This is a genomic window from Caproiciproducens galactitolivorans (genome assembly GCF_026672255.1).
Classification (GTDB): Bacteria; Bacillota; Clostridia; order Oscillospirales; family Acutalibacteraceae; genus Caproiciproducens; species Caproiciproducens galactitolivorans_A.
In genome coordinates this window covers 17,765-33,362 of sequence record NZ_JAPOHA010000018.1, presented here as the reverse complement: position 1 = coordinate 33,362, position 15,598 = coordinate 17,765, and the positions used below count along the sequence as shown (strand labels likewise).

Below are 15,598 nucleotides of genomic sequence, written 5' to 3'. Positions count from 1 at the left end.
ATGGTGCGGGTGACAGGACACCAATGTATCCGAAATTATTTGCAATAGGCGAATGCTTCGGAATAGCGTTTAAGATGAAATAAAAAAATCCGTCGATCACTCGGCGGCAAATAAAAAAGCCGCACCGGGTAATTAAATCCGATGCGGCTAAAATTTTTATGTATTTGATTGTGCTAAAAATTTACTTATCAACTTTGTCTTCCAGATATCCCATTGCTTCGCGATAATTCGGCAACGCCAAAAATTCACGCAAATAAGGCAACGCTTTAGGGTCTCGCTCCGTAAAATATTGTACAGAGCGATCTTTGAGCCAAGTCTCAACAAAGAACTTTCTAAGCTCCCCTATAAGCTTATTAGGATATGCTCTTGCTTGTACCACTCGTCCGTCCTCATAATGATGCGGATACTTGGGGTAGCCGTCCACAGGGTAACCTTCATCACGAAGATGCTTTGAAAATGTACGGCCTAATGATATATCAGGAATTTGACTTGACGAAACAGTGTATCCTAGCGCTTCTAGTGGTCCTATGAGATGCAACGTAACCTCATTTAACATTGAAAAATATCCATAAGGAACATTATTCATATTTGCCATGTATCTTCGTAGGTGATAGGGTAAATTAGTAGATCGTGCCCCGCCAGACATCCATTCTGCAACCCACTGGGATACAAGCACAGCAAATTTAGGAGATAACCATTGCGCCAGATTTACAGCCACCTGTGGATGGACCCATGTACCTTGAAGCTGTGGAACACCGCCGGAAATGGTCAACACTAGATTTGAAGTCGGCACCCCAGTAGCCTTAGATAATTCATCCAAAAATGGTTTTGTTGCGATGGATCGATTATAGTCTCTCATTTGCTTTCCCGCCGCCTTGCACATGGCAGTGGCATTTATGTATCCATCGGTAACGCGTTGGCTTATAATCTCGTTTTCAGCTTTGCGATCAATAAATCCTGGAATCATCAATTGTTCGGACATAAAAACCTCCCGCAGTTCTGTATAATGTTAAATCGAGATGTCACCTCCGCCGTGCATAATCCGCACAACGGAAAATCACAGGGGGTAGAAAAGATAAGTCCTATCTTAAACTCCATTTTTCTACATAATAATCCTTTTATATCATTCTGTAAAGAACTAGCTTGTAAAAATAAGAAAGCCCACCGAAGTTTCCTCCGATGGGCTAATTCTATGTCTATCCGCCTGATTTTTGGCTCATTAACCTTTATTCCGTTTTTCCATCTTTTGCTCTCAGAATCGCGCTGTACGCGCCGTTCGCTGAGGTGGACACAATTACTGCATTAAGAGGAATAATTGCCAGCACGGCCACGCCATAGTTACCAGTGAACAGATTGGCCAGAAGCAGGAGAATTACCGCGATTATGTATGAAAGCCATTGCGTCGGAATTTTAATTGCATCTTTAAAAAACTGTGTGAGTAATCCGGTAGCAAATGAAGCCCCGGCCAGTGTTGCAAGCATTCCCCATGTGAAAAATTCGTTCATATGTATACCTCTTTCCTGCCCCGTATATGGGGCAAATTATTTTATATGTGCTTCAAACTGTTTTACATCATTGACATACACGCCTGTAACTTTGCCGGGACTGCCGTAACCGACTATGTAATAAAAGTAGTCATTGCCAGATTGGTATCGCGGCAGAAGCGTTACAATGCCGCCTGTTCCAACGTTTACCTTCGGCGTGGACTGCGCCGTTACCTTGAATTGATAATGTCCGCCCGGGGAAAGCATGATATTGGTAGTCGTATCGCACTTAAACGAAGGTTCCGCACTCACATATTCCAACCACGGGGATTTAAACCAGTATGTCCACGGCCTGTCCTTGACGCGGGTTTTCACCACGCCGTAACAGGTGCCGCGCGCTTCAATCGCCCAGCCGTCGCCAATGTAAACGCCGAAATGGCCGTTCATATGTAAGCATATTCCGGGGATTTCCGGCAGGGTGGAAATTGAGCCTTTTTCTTTCGCATTGTTAAAAGCGCCGTTTGCGGAAGTATCATATTTGCTTTGGTATCCACCGTGCGGATTATCGCCATACTTGCCGGTAAACATATACCATTTCAAAAGACCGATGCAGTCCGTTACCTGCTTGCCGAGCCATTTTTCCCCAACTTTCCGCATCTGGCCGCCGGCAAGGTTATTATCCGGGTACCGCTTCGCGCACTGGTCAAGAAGGGATACGGTACAAACATCCCCGAATGTACCGTACACGTATCCGGCCCCATCAGAAAGGGCTTGCTTTGCGAATTCTACAAAGCCTAAATTTGTTTTACTCATGCTGATTCCTCCTCCGCCGGTCTATCCGGCATTTTCTTAATCCGTTCGAACAACTCTGTTCCGGTTCCGTTCCCGCCCAAGTCATGGTATGGTCGGTAGAGGTATTCAATATTTTTAATATCTTCCACAGTGGCATAGCCTTTTTTCTGGCACTCTGCGTAACCGCGATAAATGCTGTCATGCAAAAGAGCCTGAACTCCTGTTTCCACCGCCTTCTGCCGCTCTATCTGTGCTTTCTGTCTACTCCATAAGCATTTGACCGTCCAGCTTAACGCACCGGTAACAGTACCAAATAAAGCGGAAAGCCAATATTGTTTAATCCAATCAAGCATTTATGCACCTCATTTTTAGCCACGTGGCTCTTATTTGTAAATTTCTCCGGTAATTTCCTTGTATTGGTCGGCGGTGATTAAATTTAGTGCCGTCGCTTCTTTTAACTGGTCTTTTGTTGCCCATTTATATCTATAAGCCGTGCTCCAGAAGTCCATATTAGGAAACGCCTCCTTTCAGCTTGGCAATGTCAAGCTGCATCTGAACCACCTGCGCGCCAAGCTGCTGAATTATTGCATCTTTCTGCCCGTTGGAAAGTGTCAGCGCAGCGACCTGCTGTCCAAGTACTTCTTGTTCAGTTGGCCGCGGGAGCGTTTTTGAAGCATCAATGGCTTGTATCTCGGTATCGGATTTACGCGTAAGTACCCCGTAGGTTATCCTATAATACTCTGGATTAATGATGGCTGCATTAACGTCATCAGTCGCCGTGTCGGTATCAATCGGCCCGAGCGCTGCACAGCCTTCCGGTATATTATCCCAATGATTCGCATTGCCACGATACGGGGAACCGTATATCTCTCCGGAATCCGACTTATATAGTATCCAATAATACATAATCATCCTCCTATTGCTAGCCAAGCCATTGCAACCGATCCAGATATATTTGCCTCGCAATGTGCTGTAAATCCAGTCTGTGTTACGCCACAAGCGGATGCCCACATCCATTGGTTGTTGGCTACTGTAGTATCGACCATTCCGACCAATACTAACGGTATGCTTCCATACGCTATAGGAAACGTTACATCTGCCATCTTTAGGACGTTGGCAGTCACCGCTACAATCAGATAGCCAGACTGGATTTTGTGCCCTCCGCTTAAAATAGACGCTAATTTTATCCAGTCTCCTACCAATGCTCCGCCCCGAACATCTCTATGCCTAAATTTTATTGACTGTAAATCCTCCGAGGTTGCAAGCTGCAATTTCGCTCCTGTTCCACCTTGCGCTGAGAACATTGTTGCATACGCATCGGTAAAAGGGGCATGAGCCGCATTTTTCAAAATCAGGTACCCGCCATCTGTTGCCGTATCTGCATCAGCTGTCTCCCCCCTAGCCTGCGAAAAAGTATCAGAAGATATGTTGTCCACGTTGCCGAGGCCAAGTTGGGCGGCGGTCGGCATTTGTTTCAGATTTCCGTTTGCGTCCAGCTCTGCACAGCCCCCCGGCACCCCTTTGTCCTCCACCTGCAGCATATGATCCATAACCTCTTTACTGTAAGGTGTACCCTGTTTCGTAATGGCTGCCATACGCTCAAGATCAAAGACGTTCGCTTGACCTTCTACAGGTGTTAGTTTATAGCGGTTAAGATATTGCCCTTCTTCATCTTGGAAAGTAACCTTTGCCATTTATATCCCTCCTATCGGTATGTAAAGATTTTGTCCGGCTGAAAATGTACCCGAACGGCGAACGCTCAGCTGTAGTTCAACTACCCGCGCGTGCATAATGAGCAGACAGTTTTCAATGTCGTTGAGTAAGTTCCAATCAAACTTTGCCTGGAAGCTATGAGTTTGTTTTAGCAGGGCATTAATATTTGATTCAATCCGCGCGACTTCGTTCGGCGTCGGCCAGCTTGTATGCTCCCATGTTTTGTATTGCAATGTAAGCCCATAAAAATCCGCTATCCATCGGGTATTATCCTCAATTCTTTGCCAGTCCTCTATATTAATGAATTCAGTTTGCTTCCACTCTGTTTTTGGCGCCGCCCACATTATCCGATCACCTCGCTATCGCCGGTCAAAGCTCCATTATATGTAAAGTGCATTTTCTTAATTTGAGATTCCCGATACTCTCCAAAAGCAGTTTCAACCTTTACAAAGTCTGACGCTTCCACAGCAGGATTAGTCCACCATTTGAAAGACTGCATAATACGATTCTGTAGCTGCGCTAAAATCCATCCTGCCACAGATTCCGCGGTATCATCCTGCCCTATTAGCGTTACATCTTTTATATCCAAAGCGTTCGGCGTGACACTAGCCGTAACCTCCGGCAAGCATACCGATATGGTTTTCGCGGCTGCTTCATATACTTTCCCGGTAATCGTTATTTTTCCATTTGCTCCACGCAGAACACACGCACAGGCATAGATTTCAGCACTTCCATATGTTCCTGAAATTGTCACTTCCGCCGCCGGGAACGCTGAAAAAGTAATTATTGTATCTCCGGTAATGGTTCCTTCATAAAGGTTCTGCACCTCAGATTTTAATTTCCATCCATAACACTGTACATTAACCTGATTGTAATATTTTCCGAGCGTCGTTTTCGGAGTTTGATATAGCGAACGGTCTATTACCGCCGGGTTCGGAAGCGGTTCAGCTCTGCGTGGCAGAACGATCCCCTGCCCTGCTCCAAAGGTACCGGAAATCAGCGTTCCTTGGTACGGCGTGTGCTTATCAATTACAATGGCGTTCCGTGTTTCTTCGGTTGCCCTATAAATCAAAACTTTACCATACCGGTCTGTTTTAACAACGGCGCCAAGCGCAAACGCGATTCTTTGAAGTGCATCACGGTACCTCATTGGTGCAATATAACCTGATAGGGTAACATTTCGGATATTAGGATGTATGTAATAGAGGGGGTTCCCTTGTTCGTCATACAATCCCGCCGCATCGAGCAGTTCTTTCAATATGGCTTCCCCACGTTCATGGTCATAGAGCCGAGATTTGTAATACGTGCCTGTCATTAGAGAGATAATATCATTTGCGGTAAATTTGGTCGTGCTGGCCGTGGGGCTGTCCCATGTACTAAGGTAAAAAACACCGAGTGGAATATCTTCGAACTTTCCATCAACAAGCAACCCGGCGCTGACCGATAATTTCTGCCTTTCCTGCAAAAAACGTACTTCATTCTTTGGATTAAACATATTAAACCGCTGGTCCATGTTGTTCAGTGTGACGGTCATTGTATTGCTGCTTAACTGGTTGGACATTAAATCAATGTCTTCTAACACGTCGTAATTCAGCAAACTTTCCTTTTCATCGTCGTAAACATATTCAATACCAAAATTGATTTCCAGCAGCTTTGCATAGTGAAACGGGAGCACCCTGTGAATTTCGATCACAAGCTTTGTATAGTTTTCGACCGGGAAATCAAGAACTGCAAGGGATGTATTCAACCCGGTAAATTCTTTCGTTCCTATAACGGTTTCCCCGTTATAAGCCGTTGCAGTTACATCTTGCACCGGCTCTGCAAATATCAGCGTCAAACCTATGGAACTGTGTGGCTTTGTAAATGTGTAGGTAACGGTCGGCGGATTAACAAAGTTTCCATCCACGTCTGATATTTCTTTGCTCCACCATCCAAAATTACCGGATGGGCCGAAAAGTTCCATACTTCCATCAAGTCGAAACTGATTTTTTTCACAAGTTCCGTAATTGATCGCGTCGGTTACCGTATCCAGTGTCTTAGAAACGTCGGAAAACGGCTGTTGCTCTGTGGCGGCCGCAGCGTCACCTTTTGCTGTTACGTCAAACAGGGCGAACGACACTTTCCCGCGCCATGTTCGTTCTGTTTCCTGCGCCGTTGGAAAGAATTTATCAGAAACATAAATCATCTACCCCACCTCAATACTTCCGGGCATATTGCTCAATAAAATTGCACTTTGTGTCCTTCCACTTTGAAATTTTCTTGCTTCCTTCATTCCAATAAGAGCGCATCGATGCACTTAACGGATTTCCCCGGTACATCTGGAGAGTTTTTCGTGTCCCGTCAGGATATGGGAATGACACTGGAAAGAATTCCGGAAGATTATCCAACAGTCGAAAAAAATCGTAATATTCCTGCGTATCCGGAACGATATCCCATGAACAGGTAAGTTTACCGCGCTTTCCTACACGGTGACGGTGTACTGTCCCATCCGTAGTCTCAAAGCCTTCTGTATCCCTGTCCTCTGTGCTGTATTCAAATGTGGCGGGCGTGGGAATCCACGTTCCATTTACTTGTATCATTCCTTTGTAGACCATCCGTACACCTCCTAATAAGCAAAGAACGCCATCCAAAATGGATGACGTTCTTGACGTTCTTAATAATTATTTGATCGTATTATACTGTACTTTAAGGCATTTATCATAAAACAGCTTTACTATTTGGATAATTGTGGTAAAATTGTTTTTAGGCATATTAGTAAAAGGAGCGATATTATGGGAGCATATGGTTCACCTGAACTTTCAAAAAACAGCGGTAATTCCAATAATCCTGAGCAAAAGAAAAAGTTTCCTCTATGGGGTGTTTTTTTCATTATTTTGGCTTTGCTATTCATATTATTTATTTCTACAGGTCTGGACCTGAGTAGTGCATTAGCCACCTGTGGATTGTTTGGAATCATTCTATATCTCGTTGCACTCGTCATAGCCGCTCTAAAAAGGAAGAATAAGAAGCCATATGCGGTCGGAGCGACAGTTAGCACTCTTATCTTAATTTTTGGAGTTCTGATTTTTTCCATAAACTCCGGCTCAAAACCAAAGACTGTTTTGACGGGAAACAAACAGCAATCGTCAGCCACATCCGCTTCAAGCATTATAAAGGATGATGCAGTAGAAATCGACTATAAAGTCCTACATAAAGATTACATGGATAATCCTATTAAAGCTGATTCGAGATATAAGAATAAAAAATTAATTGTATCGGGAAAAGTGTCTGATATTGACCGTGAAATAGATCAGCGCCCATACATTACATTTGAAATTTCTCCTCTTGAGACTATTCGTATGGATTTTGATAAAAAGAATGAACCGGAAGTAGCAAAGCTGAAAAAAGGTCAAACAGTAAAAGTTGTCGGTGAATGTACTGGCACACTTATTAGTACAACTGTGGTATTAGAAGATTGTAATATTCTGGAATAAAATTATTGATTTTTCTTCCTTTTGTGATAAAATAAATGTATAAATTATGAATTAGGAGTGAATAACATTTGAAAACGGCAAAGCTTGTCATTGGAATCGTTTCTATTGTATTATCGGTGTTTGTCCTATTTCAATCATGCGCAGCAGGCATTGGAAATGCTATTGCAAATAACGGTGAAACCAGTGGTTCGTCTGGTTTGTTTGTCGCCATTTGTTTGCTTATAGCCGGAATCGTAGGTATTGCAGCGCGAACCGCAAAAGGTGGAGCTATAGCTTCTGGAATCGTTTATGCCCTCGGCGGACTTATAGGAGCATCAAACGTAGGTACATATAAAGATTTAGCTATATGGTCTGTACTTTCATTCATTTTTGCTGTAGTTTTCATACTGTCAATATTTTGGGGTCAGGAGTATCCTCAGAAGCAAAATACAACAAAACAGGAATAGATACATTTTTAAGTAATAAGGGTAGCGCATTGCACGCTACCCTATTTTTATATATCAAATATCATTCCGCCGATTCGGTTGTTCTCCGCTTCTCTAATTGGTCGTTGGTGGCGTTCTAGTTGTTCCCCATCAATATATGTACTCAAATCTTTATCATTTATTGCTGTAACTACTGCATTTTTTAGCTCTTCAAGCGCATTGAGAATCTCGACCGCCAGCGGGCCATTGGCACTTGATACGGTATCGTACATAATTTTTTGAGGGGTAACAATTTCAGGATTTGTTGCCGCTCCGGGGTATTCCGCGACGTTTACCAATGTTGATTGCTTTAATACGCCACCAGTTGCAAGCGGAGTAATTGGTGGTATTGTAAAGAGTTGAATCGATCCTCCGTCAAATATTTTTTTCCCACCAATTTCAACAGCATCCCAGCTAAATTTCATTTTACTGTTAATCCAATCTATGAACTTGTTGAACAAATCAATTCCGGCATTAATTGCATTCTTGAATGTCGCTTTAAATCCGTCAACAACGCCTGCCATCATTCCTGTCCACTTTTTCGCCGTGAACCAAGGCGAAACATCTTTGTCCCACCAATTTACAATAGCGGTTTTATTCCACCAGGTAACGATTTCATTCCACTTATCAACGAGGGCTTGCTTTATGTTATTGTAAAGTCCAGACCATTTATCTTTAGTGAACCAAGGAGAAACACTTGAGTTCCACCATTTCACAGGGCCAAGTGCATTCCACCAAATCACTGTCTCATTCCATTTGTCAGAAAGTGATTGCCTTACAGTGTCGTATAAGTCTGACCATTTTTCTGCCGTGAACCAAGGGGATACAGATTCATTCCACCACTTGACAAGCGTTGAACTGTTCCACCAGTCTACAACTTCACTCCATTTCGCTTGAGCGGCTTGGGTTGCATGTTCGAATTCTGCTTGCCATTTTTCCTTTGTGAACCAAGGTATAACGTTTTCACTCCACCACTTAGCAATATTTTCATTCCACCATGCGCCAAAACCTTGGATTTTCTTTTTAACATCCTCAACGGCGCCCGGAATATCAATCCCAGTAAAATCTTTAATAATTTGGCCGAGATCGTTAAGTGCCTTTTGCCCATCCTTAGATGCGGCTGGCATATCTCCTTTTAGCAAGTCGTCTAATGTCTTTAATACATCGCATATCAAATTCAAATCATCAGATATCGCTTTTCCTGTCCAATTTCCAAGTGGGACTAAAAAATTGTCATAAAACCACTGAAATGCAGGCTTTGCTTTTTCGATTATCTGATCCAAAATATCAATTGAAGTTGCTAAAATCTCAAGAAGCTTCGGAAGAACCATATTCATTCCAAATTCTGCAATTGGCTTTAACACATTGTCCAGGAACCACAAAAGACCTTCACCTACATTTTCAGTGAACGGTTCCAATGCTTTCCACAGATTGTCAAGTGCTTTATTGATCGCACCCCAATTCACATTTTTATTAAACTTTGTAAATATGTCAAGGAGTTCGGGAAGCCCTTTTCCAAGTACCCATTTTCCAAGCGGAACAAGGTAATCTTTATAAAAATCCTCAAATGCTTTTGCTGCAAAATTTTTGACAGGTTCCAGTGATTTAGTAAATCGATTAAATGCCTGAATTGTAGGTTCTGCTGCCTGCCTGATCTTTGCGAATGCCGCCTGCATCTTATCCGCCATTACTTCGATTGGGCTGGTCGTTTTCGATACGTCAAGCGTTGGTACATTAAAATCAAGGCCACCGCCTGAGCCGCTTGCACCTGAACCGCTATTTCCACTGGAAGGTGTACCCGGTTGCTGAATAACGCTAATTTCGTCAAAGCTTGCCAAAGAGCCTTTTGCTTTCTTCGCCGCGTCCTCTGCGGCCTTTCCTGCTTTTGTCGCCGCACTTCCCGCTTCATCTTCCGCGCTTGCAACCCCGTTATATCCGGTAATTATCGCCTGCTGCTTCTTCATTTCCTCGTCGTAGTTTTTTCCGAACAGACTGTAAGTCCATCTTGAAAGAGCCACTCCGGTGCGCTGAAGCACAACCATAAAGGCATTAAGCCACGGTATTGCCGCCTGAATGAATGGGATAAACGCACTACCGAAAGAACGGCCGGCAGCAACAACATTTTCTTTTAAAATTCTAAGCTGATTCTGTACACTTCCCAGCGTACGGGCCATGTCCCCGTGCGCATTTTTCGACTGATCAATTAATGTAAGATACCGCGCAACTACTTTCTGCTGTTCCGTCAGCTCTGCGCCGGTCTGTGCAAGACCATATTTATATGCTGTCTGCGCAATGGTCGCTTCGGTGATTACATAGCCATACTTTCGTACGGCACGGCCTTGCCCTGTCAAAGCGGATTGCAGATTCTCAGAGGCTTGCTCCGGATCGACGTTGTACAGACTAGCCATGTCGTTCGCAAGCACGGTCATGCTTTTGGACATGCTATAAGCTGTTTTCTGCCCGATCCCCATTGATGTGGTCATATTTTGAAAAGTACCAAGCATCTGCTTGGTTGCGTACTGATCCACACCAAGGTACTTTTTCATCTTGTCTGCAAAATCCGTCGCCTGATTAGACATATTCCCTAAAGCGACACGAAACAGATTTTCAATTTCCGGTGCATCAATAGCAGACTTTATGCCGTCCTTTATAAAGCCAAAAAGTTTACGGAACCCCTGATATAAAAGGGTAAGCGTAAGCGCCCGCTTTATCATCTGTCCGAGCGAGCCAAACATTGATTTTGATTTGCTCGTTGATTCCCGAACCTGATTTTCATATTTTTTCGTGGATGTAGTGGCCGCGTCGGTATACTGCTTTACCTTGCCGATATTCTCTTTTCCGTACAAGCCGAATTTGTTCAGAACGGCTTTGATATTATCCAAATAGGTATAATATTGTGCCGTGAATTTCTGCCATCTGGTTAACTTTTCCGGGTCAACCATCGGCGTATCATCGGAGGAGGCCGCTTTCCTGTGCGCAAAATTTTCGGTTGCTGTAGCCGATGGAATGCGCGGCGCGGATGTCGGCAGGGATGCTCCGGCGGATTCATGCTTCTGACGGTCAATCGTTCTCTGTATGACATCGTCCAAATAGGCGTATTCATCCGCTGCTTCTTTGACTTTGGCTTTTACGTCATCCAATGGGTCGGCGACACTCGATAAAGACTTTTTCACGGATTCAACCGCCTGCCGAGTAGCCTGTGCGGTCTGCCTTGCCTTATCACCGGTTCTCTGAACAGCCGTCTGCGTCTTTGCGGCGCTGGAAGTGATGGCATTTCCGTACTGATCCACAATCTGCTTTACCGGCGCGAGCTGAGACTGTATATTCGGCAACTGAGCCGATAAGGTTTTTTTCAACTGGTCGCGGAGTTTAGTCATTCCGGCCAGCGCATCCGTAATATTTGCTTTTACAAGGATTTCAAGTTCTTCAACTGCAACAGCCGTCTTGACCGCCCCCTTTTCTGTTCGACGTTCAAGACGTTCTATTGTTTTATTTCACCCCAAGAAACGCTTTCCATTTGTCCGTGATAATCCTGTTTTTCCGATCCTGCGTCATATTTTCAGGCGGTTCGGACTGATCTTTTGACTCAAACAGGGTCGGATAAAAATCGTGTAGCGAAATAATCTTCGGATGGGCTAAGTTTCGGCCCGCAATGATTTTCATAGCCGCATTATCCAGCAGGCGGGCAGATTGCATAAAATTCTGCTTTTCCTGTTCCTGCCGGGCTGTAACATACTCCCCGATCTGCTTTAACGTCATTTCGGGGAATTCAAGTGGATTTATACCATACTGATAAGCGATTGGGCGGAATTCTGCGATTTGCTCTGTCCAGCTTCGGAGAGCCAACCCTTGCCCGCTTCCGTTACTGCTTTGTTTACAATTTCCGCCATATCCAGAATCGGCGCTTCCAGTTGTTCTGTCAGCTCTTCCGGAGACAGCTTCGCTTTGAAAAAACCCTTATCATTAATCTCCTGAATAATTTCTCCGTACAGGGTGTAAACTGTCTTGCCATCCTGCGCAGTGTAATCGTCGATGAAATCTGCCGCTTCGTTGATGTCTTTCAGTGCTCCATCCGTAAAAGTAACGAGCGCTACTTCGATCACCTGTAGGGACGGCCCGTTCGCAGCTTCCTTCCAGAATCTCATTGCGTCTTTGATACTAAACCGCTCTTCAAAGCGTTCCATCAGCCGGGTTTTAAAATGCAGTTCCAATTCTTTTCCGCTTGCTGTAGTAATCATACTTTTCCTCCTGATTTTAAAAATGTTCCCCGGTTTTTAAGCCGGGGATGATATAAATATTTTTATGTAACACTCGGTAACCCTTTTTGTTCCGTAACGGTCATATCGCGGAAGATCGTCATTTCGTCTTGCAGAACGCCGTTGTTTGAAATGGTGTTGTTGCTGAGATGGACGGTTCCTGAAAAGACAAACGTCAGCGGCTTTCCTTCTACCGCCGCCGTAGAATCAGGCAGTTTCACCCAAAAATAGATTTGTGTCTTAGCGTCAGAAAGTGCTTTCAATGCGTCATGCTGGGTTTCAGAATAAAGAACAGGAATTTTCAAGGATTCCGCTTTCGCCACGCCTTCCGCCGTGCCTTCGTTCGGACTTTCGAGGCAACTATACGAAACAGATTCCGGTGCGGATTCGAGTGCTGGAATCTCCTGTACAAGAAAAATTTGAATTAGGTCAGCCTTGGCCGTCGGTGCTTTCTTTGTGGAATACCATAATTCGGTGCCCATACTGGTTTTAGGCGGGGTCAGGCTGGGATTGTTCTGTGCCATTAAAAATCAACTCCTTAGTTTTTATCAAATGAATTATCTATCGCATTCCAGCGAACTTCAAAATATCCGCCGTAACGCCATTTCTTTGTTGCCGCATCAAAAAAGAACGGCGTGCTGTTGGCAAGTTTTAAGTTATAATCTTTTAGCTTAATTCGTACTTTGTCAAAGATACTGAGCGCCGGATACTGTCCTTCCGCCCATACTTCGATAGTGATGGACAAATCAAAGACAGCACCTCCATTTTTTAACTTGGAAAGCGGAGGCTGGATTACGCAAACAGGAAACTTTGCGGCAGTGTCAGGGTTTGAAAGCAACGCGCCATTTGTGCCGATCTCAGGGATTTCCGCGACCTTATCTACGAACATTTGCGTAATCAGTTCAGTGTTCAGCTCATGAAGTTCCATTTCCGTTGGCCTCCCTTATCATTGCACTGATCGCGTCTGCCACCGACTGAACGTTTCTCTCACGGTTATTAAAGGCCGCGGGCTTCATATACGGCTTCGGATACATTCCGTCGACTTCCCAATACTTCTCGCCATTCAGCCCCGTAACAAGCGGATATCCATACCGAGCAAACGACGCAGGAACCATTGAAACATGAATATACCACGGGATTTTTGTTGCTCGTTTCAAAACGATTGCTTCATCCACGCCCTCATTGTCCACTTTTACGCCGGTACCAAATTCCGTATAGGACGACCAGGGGACTTCGCTTGTATCGTTGTAGACGCGTCCCTGCACCACGCCGCCCTCTGAATTCAGTATTTCAATCTTTATTGCGCCTTTGACCGGCCCTGGTGCTAATCGTATAGCGGCATCTGCTGTGCTTCTCAGCGCATTTTCTATTCCTGTCTCCGCTGCTCCGGGTAGATTATCGATGATGAGTGCAAGAGTTTGGTCGAGGTGATCAAGGCCCTTTACTTCCACTGAGAATAGGCTATTTGGAGCCATTTTTATTTCCCTTTACGATGACCTTTCCGTCGATTTTAATATTACTCGCTAAAGCCTCAATCTCTACAGTTGGTACGCTATCAATATCCGTGTAGAATCGGATTGACCGAACGCCATGAATTCGCTTCCCATCCACTTCTATTGTAGTTATAGGAAATTGCGTATTAATAGAGACATCATGAAAATCAGGACCCATCGTTTTCACCTCCTGTCGTTTTTCTCGCTTCAATAAGTGTTGGATTTCTGATAGTTTTTACGCCCACAAATGCCGGACGGATGCTTTCAACCTGATATTCGCCCTGACCATAATCGTCATATGCCACACCACCGATTGTAAATGTTCTTTGTACGGTCGGTTTGGTCATATAAAGGTAGTCACCTTCGGAAATGTCAGGTAACGTGTTAGAGCGCAGTTTGATGATTTCATTTACCGTCTGTCCATAGGTCTGTAAATCCAGTTCAGAGTAATCGGTCTGCACATTGAGATTCGATTTTCTCAGATTCGTGTATCCGCCTATGGACACGCCGTGCCGAATTTCAGATTTATAGGTGCAGACGTAAACGTTAGTCAATATAGCTGTTCTCATAAGCGAAACAACCTCAAATTAGCTCCAAGGATTCTTTTATGAAGCTGTTCCTCCAAATCCTGATAGCTAAAGCTCTGTCCGCCAGCCGCACTGCCCGTCATTCCCTCGTCGCCGCGCCGATTGTACGCCGCTATGGTCGTGTCGCGAATAATCGCAAGCAGGGCGGGCGTTTCCTGCCCTGCTTTTCGGTTGGACTTTTCAAGGGCGATATTGTACCAATCGTCGTAAAGATCACTGATAATCGGTTTTTCATCATCCGTTACTGTTGGTAGTTGCCGGTAAATTTTTGTAAGTTCGGCGTCTTTGCTATAAGCCACAATACCGCCCCTTTCTTAGCCGTTAGTGATAACGCGCGCGATTGCGATGCTCTTTGCATCCATCTTCCTACTCCACCGTGCGGAAGCGTTAAGCTGTGCATCGGTTGGACTGGAAGTATAACCGGATGTCGGTTTCGTGTAGGTAAAGCCGTTCGGATGGATGGTTTCACGAATACGGGTGTAAAGCGTATCCTGCCCGCCGTTGATGGATGCTGCACGTTCTACTTCGGACGGATGCTCTACCGGCGCTGCTGCTGTACGAATTACGCCATTACCGAGAACATATGTCGTGTATTCTTTGGAGCCGGTCGCCGTTGCACTGTCTGTCACAGGAACACCATCATCAATAAGGGCAAGCATACCGTTTATGTCGGCAATACGGAGCGTTCTCTGAATGCCCTGTAGATCGGTATATTTTCGGTATTCTAAAAGGTCAAGCTTTGCAAGACGAGCGGCCACATTGGAATGCATAACAGCAAGCGTGAAGATTCCAGAGTTGTCACCAACAGCCTGAACGGTTGAATCAGCTATCGTGGCTTCACCAATTCTGTTATCGTCGGTAACTGTCGCGGCTTTGGTGGCAAGATTCAACGTGTGGTTTGCAAATGAAGTATCGGTGATTCCGAAAATAGCATTCAGAATACCGATAAGCATCGACTGGCGGCGTTTGTTCCAATATTGCGCAATCTGCGAAGTGATCTGACGCATCGGGTCAGCCCCGCTATTGAAGTCTTTAATGAAATCACGAGCTGTGAATCCCTTTGCACGGCCAAATACAATACCACTTTGGGAATCGCCGGTTGCTTCGGTAGACTGGATATTTGTCTGACCGTCGTAGTTATCAGGGTCGCCACTGATGGTCTTATAGAACGGGATTGTGTAGGTATCGCTCCCAGTAGAAATTAAGCGCGCAATATCCGCATCGGATACAACAGCGCCGCTCTGCAGCAATGCTGTTCTGGTCGGGTCAGGTTCATTCTGCCAATTGTAGTCAAAAATTTCGGGGTCAAAAGGATAGCCGAGAAAATCTGCCATTT

The 15,598-nt window shown here is 44.7% G+C and carries 22 protein-coding genes; 2 read left to right on the top strand and 20 right to left on the bottom strand.

Features of this window, described 5'->3' with window-relative positions; all coding sequences use genetic code 11:
• Positions 1–181: 181 nt before the first annotated feature.
• The 10 genes from OUY18_RS13375 to OUY18_RS13330 form a co-directional block, all read right to left on the bottom strand.
• Complete coding sequence (locus tag OUY18_RS13375) at positions 182–982, bottom strand: KilA-N domain-containing protein (protein WP_268059276.1); 801 nt, start codon at positions 980–982, stop codon at positions 182–184.
• A gap of 244 nt (positions 983–1,226) precedes the next feature.
• Positions 1,227–1,505, bottom strand: coding sequence for a hypothetical protein (locus OUY18_RS13370; protein WP_268059275.1), 279 nt, complete (start codon positions 1,503–1,505; stop codon positions 1,227–1,229).
• A gap of 36 nt (positions 1,506–1,541) precedes the next feature.
• On the bottom strand, positions 1,542–2,297 hold the full coding sequence (locus OUY18_RS13365) for a hypothetical protein (protein ID WP_268059274.1): 756 nt from the start codon (positions 2,295–2,297) through the stop codon (positions 1,542–1,544).
• Positions 2,294–2,629, bottom strand: a complete 336-nt coding sequence (locus tag OUY18_RS13360) for a hypothetical protein (RefSeq protein WP_268059273.1) — start codon at positions 2,627–2,629, stop codon at positions 2,294–2,296. Before OUY18_RS13360 ends, OUY18_RS13365 begins: the two co-directional genes overlap by 4 nt.
• A 30-nt stretch (positions 2,630–2,659) precedes the next feature.
• A complete protein-coding gene (locus OUY18_RS13355; protein WP_268059272.1) occupies positions 2,660–2,785 on the bottom strand; it encodes an XkdX family protein in 126 nt (41 codons plus the stop codon).
• 1 nt (position 2,786) lies between these two features.
• Positions 2,787–3,182 carry a hypothetical protein gene (locus OUY18_RS13350; protein WP_268059271.1) on the bottom strand — a complete coding sequence of 132 codons (396 nt, stop codon included), beginning with the start codon at positions 3,180–3,182 and terminating at the stop codon, positions 2,787–2,789.
• Between the two features lie 2 nt (positions 3,183–3,184).
• Positions 3,185–3,970, bottom strand: a complete 786-nt coding sequence (locus tag OUY18_RS13345; RefSeq protein ID WP_268059270.1) for an H-type lectin domain-containing protein — start codon at positions 3,968–3,970, stop codon at positions 3,185–3,187.
• Complete coding sequence (locus OUY18_RS13340) at positions 3,971–4,333, bottom strand: hypothetical protein (protein ID WP_268059269.1); 363 nt, start codon at positions 4,331–4,333, stop codon at positions 3,971–3,973. It abuts the gene before it with no gap.
• Complete coding sequence (locus OUY18_RS13335) at positions 4,333–6,174, bottom strand: hypothetical protein (RefSeq protein WP_268059268.1); 1,842 nt, start codon at positions 6,172–6,174, stop codon at positions 4,333–4,335. Before OUY18_RS13335 ends, OUY18_RS13340 begins: the two co-directional genes overlap by 1 nt.
• A 10-nt stretch (positions 6,175–6,184) precedes the next feature.
• Positions 6,185–6,583 (bottom strand): hypothetical protein, encoded by a 399-nt coding sequence (locus OUY18_RS13330; RefSeq protein WP_268059267.1) that lies wholly within the window; start codon positions 6,581–6,583, stop codon positions 6,185–6,187.
• Between the two features lie 177 nt (positions 6,584–6,760).
• Between OUY18_RS13330 and OUY18_RS13325 the strand changes: the two genes are divergently transcribed.
• Together OUY18_RS13325 and OUY18_RS13320 are read left to right on the top strand one after the other, a co-directional pair.
• On the top strand, positions 6,761–7,462 hold the full coding sequence (locus tag OUY18_RS13325; RefSeq protein ID WP_268059266.1) for an OB-fold protein: 702 nt from the start codon (positions 6,761–6,763) through the stop codon (positions 7,460–7,462).
• A 68-nt stretch (positions 7,463–7,530) separates the two neighbouring features.
• Entirely contained in the window at positions 7,531–7,908 is a 378-nt protein-coding gene (locus OUY18_RS13320) for a hypothetical protein (protein WP_268059265.1), read from the top strand.
• Positions 7,909–7,955: 47 nt separating this feature from the next.
• Here OUY18_RS13320 and OUY18_RS13315 read toward each other — a convergent pair whose 3' ends face one another.
• From OUY18_RS13315 to OUY18_RS13270, 10 genes are all read right to left on the bottom strand, one after another.
• The gene (locus OUY18_RS13315; RefSeq protein WP_268059264.1) at positions 7,956–11,303 is read right to left on the bottom strand and encodes a hypothetical protein; all 3,348 of its coding nucleotides are present in this window, start codon (positions 11,301–11,303) and stop codon (positions 7,956–7,958) included.
• A gap of 112 nt (positions 11,304–11,415) precedes the next feature.
• Positions 11,416–11,685, bottom strand: coding sequence for a hypothetical protein (locus OUY18_RS13310; RefSeq protein ID WP_268059263.1), 270 nt, complete (start codon positions 11,683–11,685; stop codon positions 11,416–11,418).
• Positions 11,686–11,705: 20 nt separating this feature from the next.
• Positions 11,706–12,164 (bottom strand): hypothetical protein, encoded by a 459-nt coding sequence (locus OUY18_RS13305; protein WP_268059262.1) that lies wholly within the window; start codon positions 12,162–12,164, stop codon positions 11,706–11,708.
• Positions 12,165–12,226: 62 nt separating this feature from the next.
• On the bottom strand, positions 12,227–12,706 hold the full coding sequence (locus tag OUY18_RS13300; protein ID WP_268059261.1) for a hypothetical protein: 480 nt from the start codon (positions 12,704–12,706) through the stop codon (positions 12,227–12,229).
• Between the two features lie 14 nt (positions 12,707–12,720).
• The gene (locus OUY18_RS13295; protein WP_268059260.1) at positions 12,721–13,110 is read right to left on the bottom strand and encodes a hypothetical protein; all 390 of its coding nucleotides are present in this window, start codon (positions 13,108–13,110) and stop codon (positions 12,721–12,723) included.
• Positions 13,097–13,657 (bottom strand): hypothetical protein, encoded by a 561-nt coding sequence (locus tag OUY18_RS13290; protein ID WP_268059259.1) that lies wholly within the window; start codon positions 13,655–13,657, stop codon positions 13,097–13,099. The genes OUY18_RS13295 and OUY18_RS13290 overlap by 14 nt, the downstream gene beginning before the upstream one ends.
• Positions 13,644–13,853 carry a hypothetical protein gene (locus OUY18_RS13285; RefSeq protein ID WP_268059258.1) on the bottom strand — a complete coding sequence of 70 codons (210 nt, stop codon included), beginning with the start codon at positions 13,851–13,853 and terminating at the stop codon, positions 13,644–13,646. Before OUY18_RS13285 ends, OUY18_RS13290 begins: the two co-directional genes overlap by 14 nt.
• Complete coding sequence (locus tag OUY18_RS13280; protein ID WP_268059257.1) at positions 13,843–14,244, bottom strand: hypothetical protein; 402 nt, start codon at positions 14,242–14,244, stop codon at positions 13,843–13,845. The genes OUY18_RS13285 and OUY18_RS13280 overlap by 11 nt, the downstream gene beginning before the upstream one ends.
• Positions 14,241–14,561 carry a hypothetical protein gene (locus OUY18_RS13275; RefSeq protein ID WP_268059256.1) on the bottom strand — a complete coding sequence of 107 codons (321 nt, stop codon included), beginning with the start codon at positions 14,559–14,561 and terminating at the stop codon, positions 14,241–14,243. Before OUY18_RS13275 ends, OUY18_RS13280 begins: the two co-directional genes overlap by 4 nt.
• A gap of 15 nt (positions 14,562–14,576) precedes the next feature.
• Entirely contained in the window at positions 14,577–15,596 is a 1,020-nt protein-coding gene (locus OUY18_RS13270; protein WP_268059255.1) for a major capsid protein, read from the bottom strand.
• Positions 15,597–15,598: the final 2 nt, after the last annotated feature.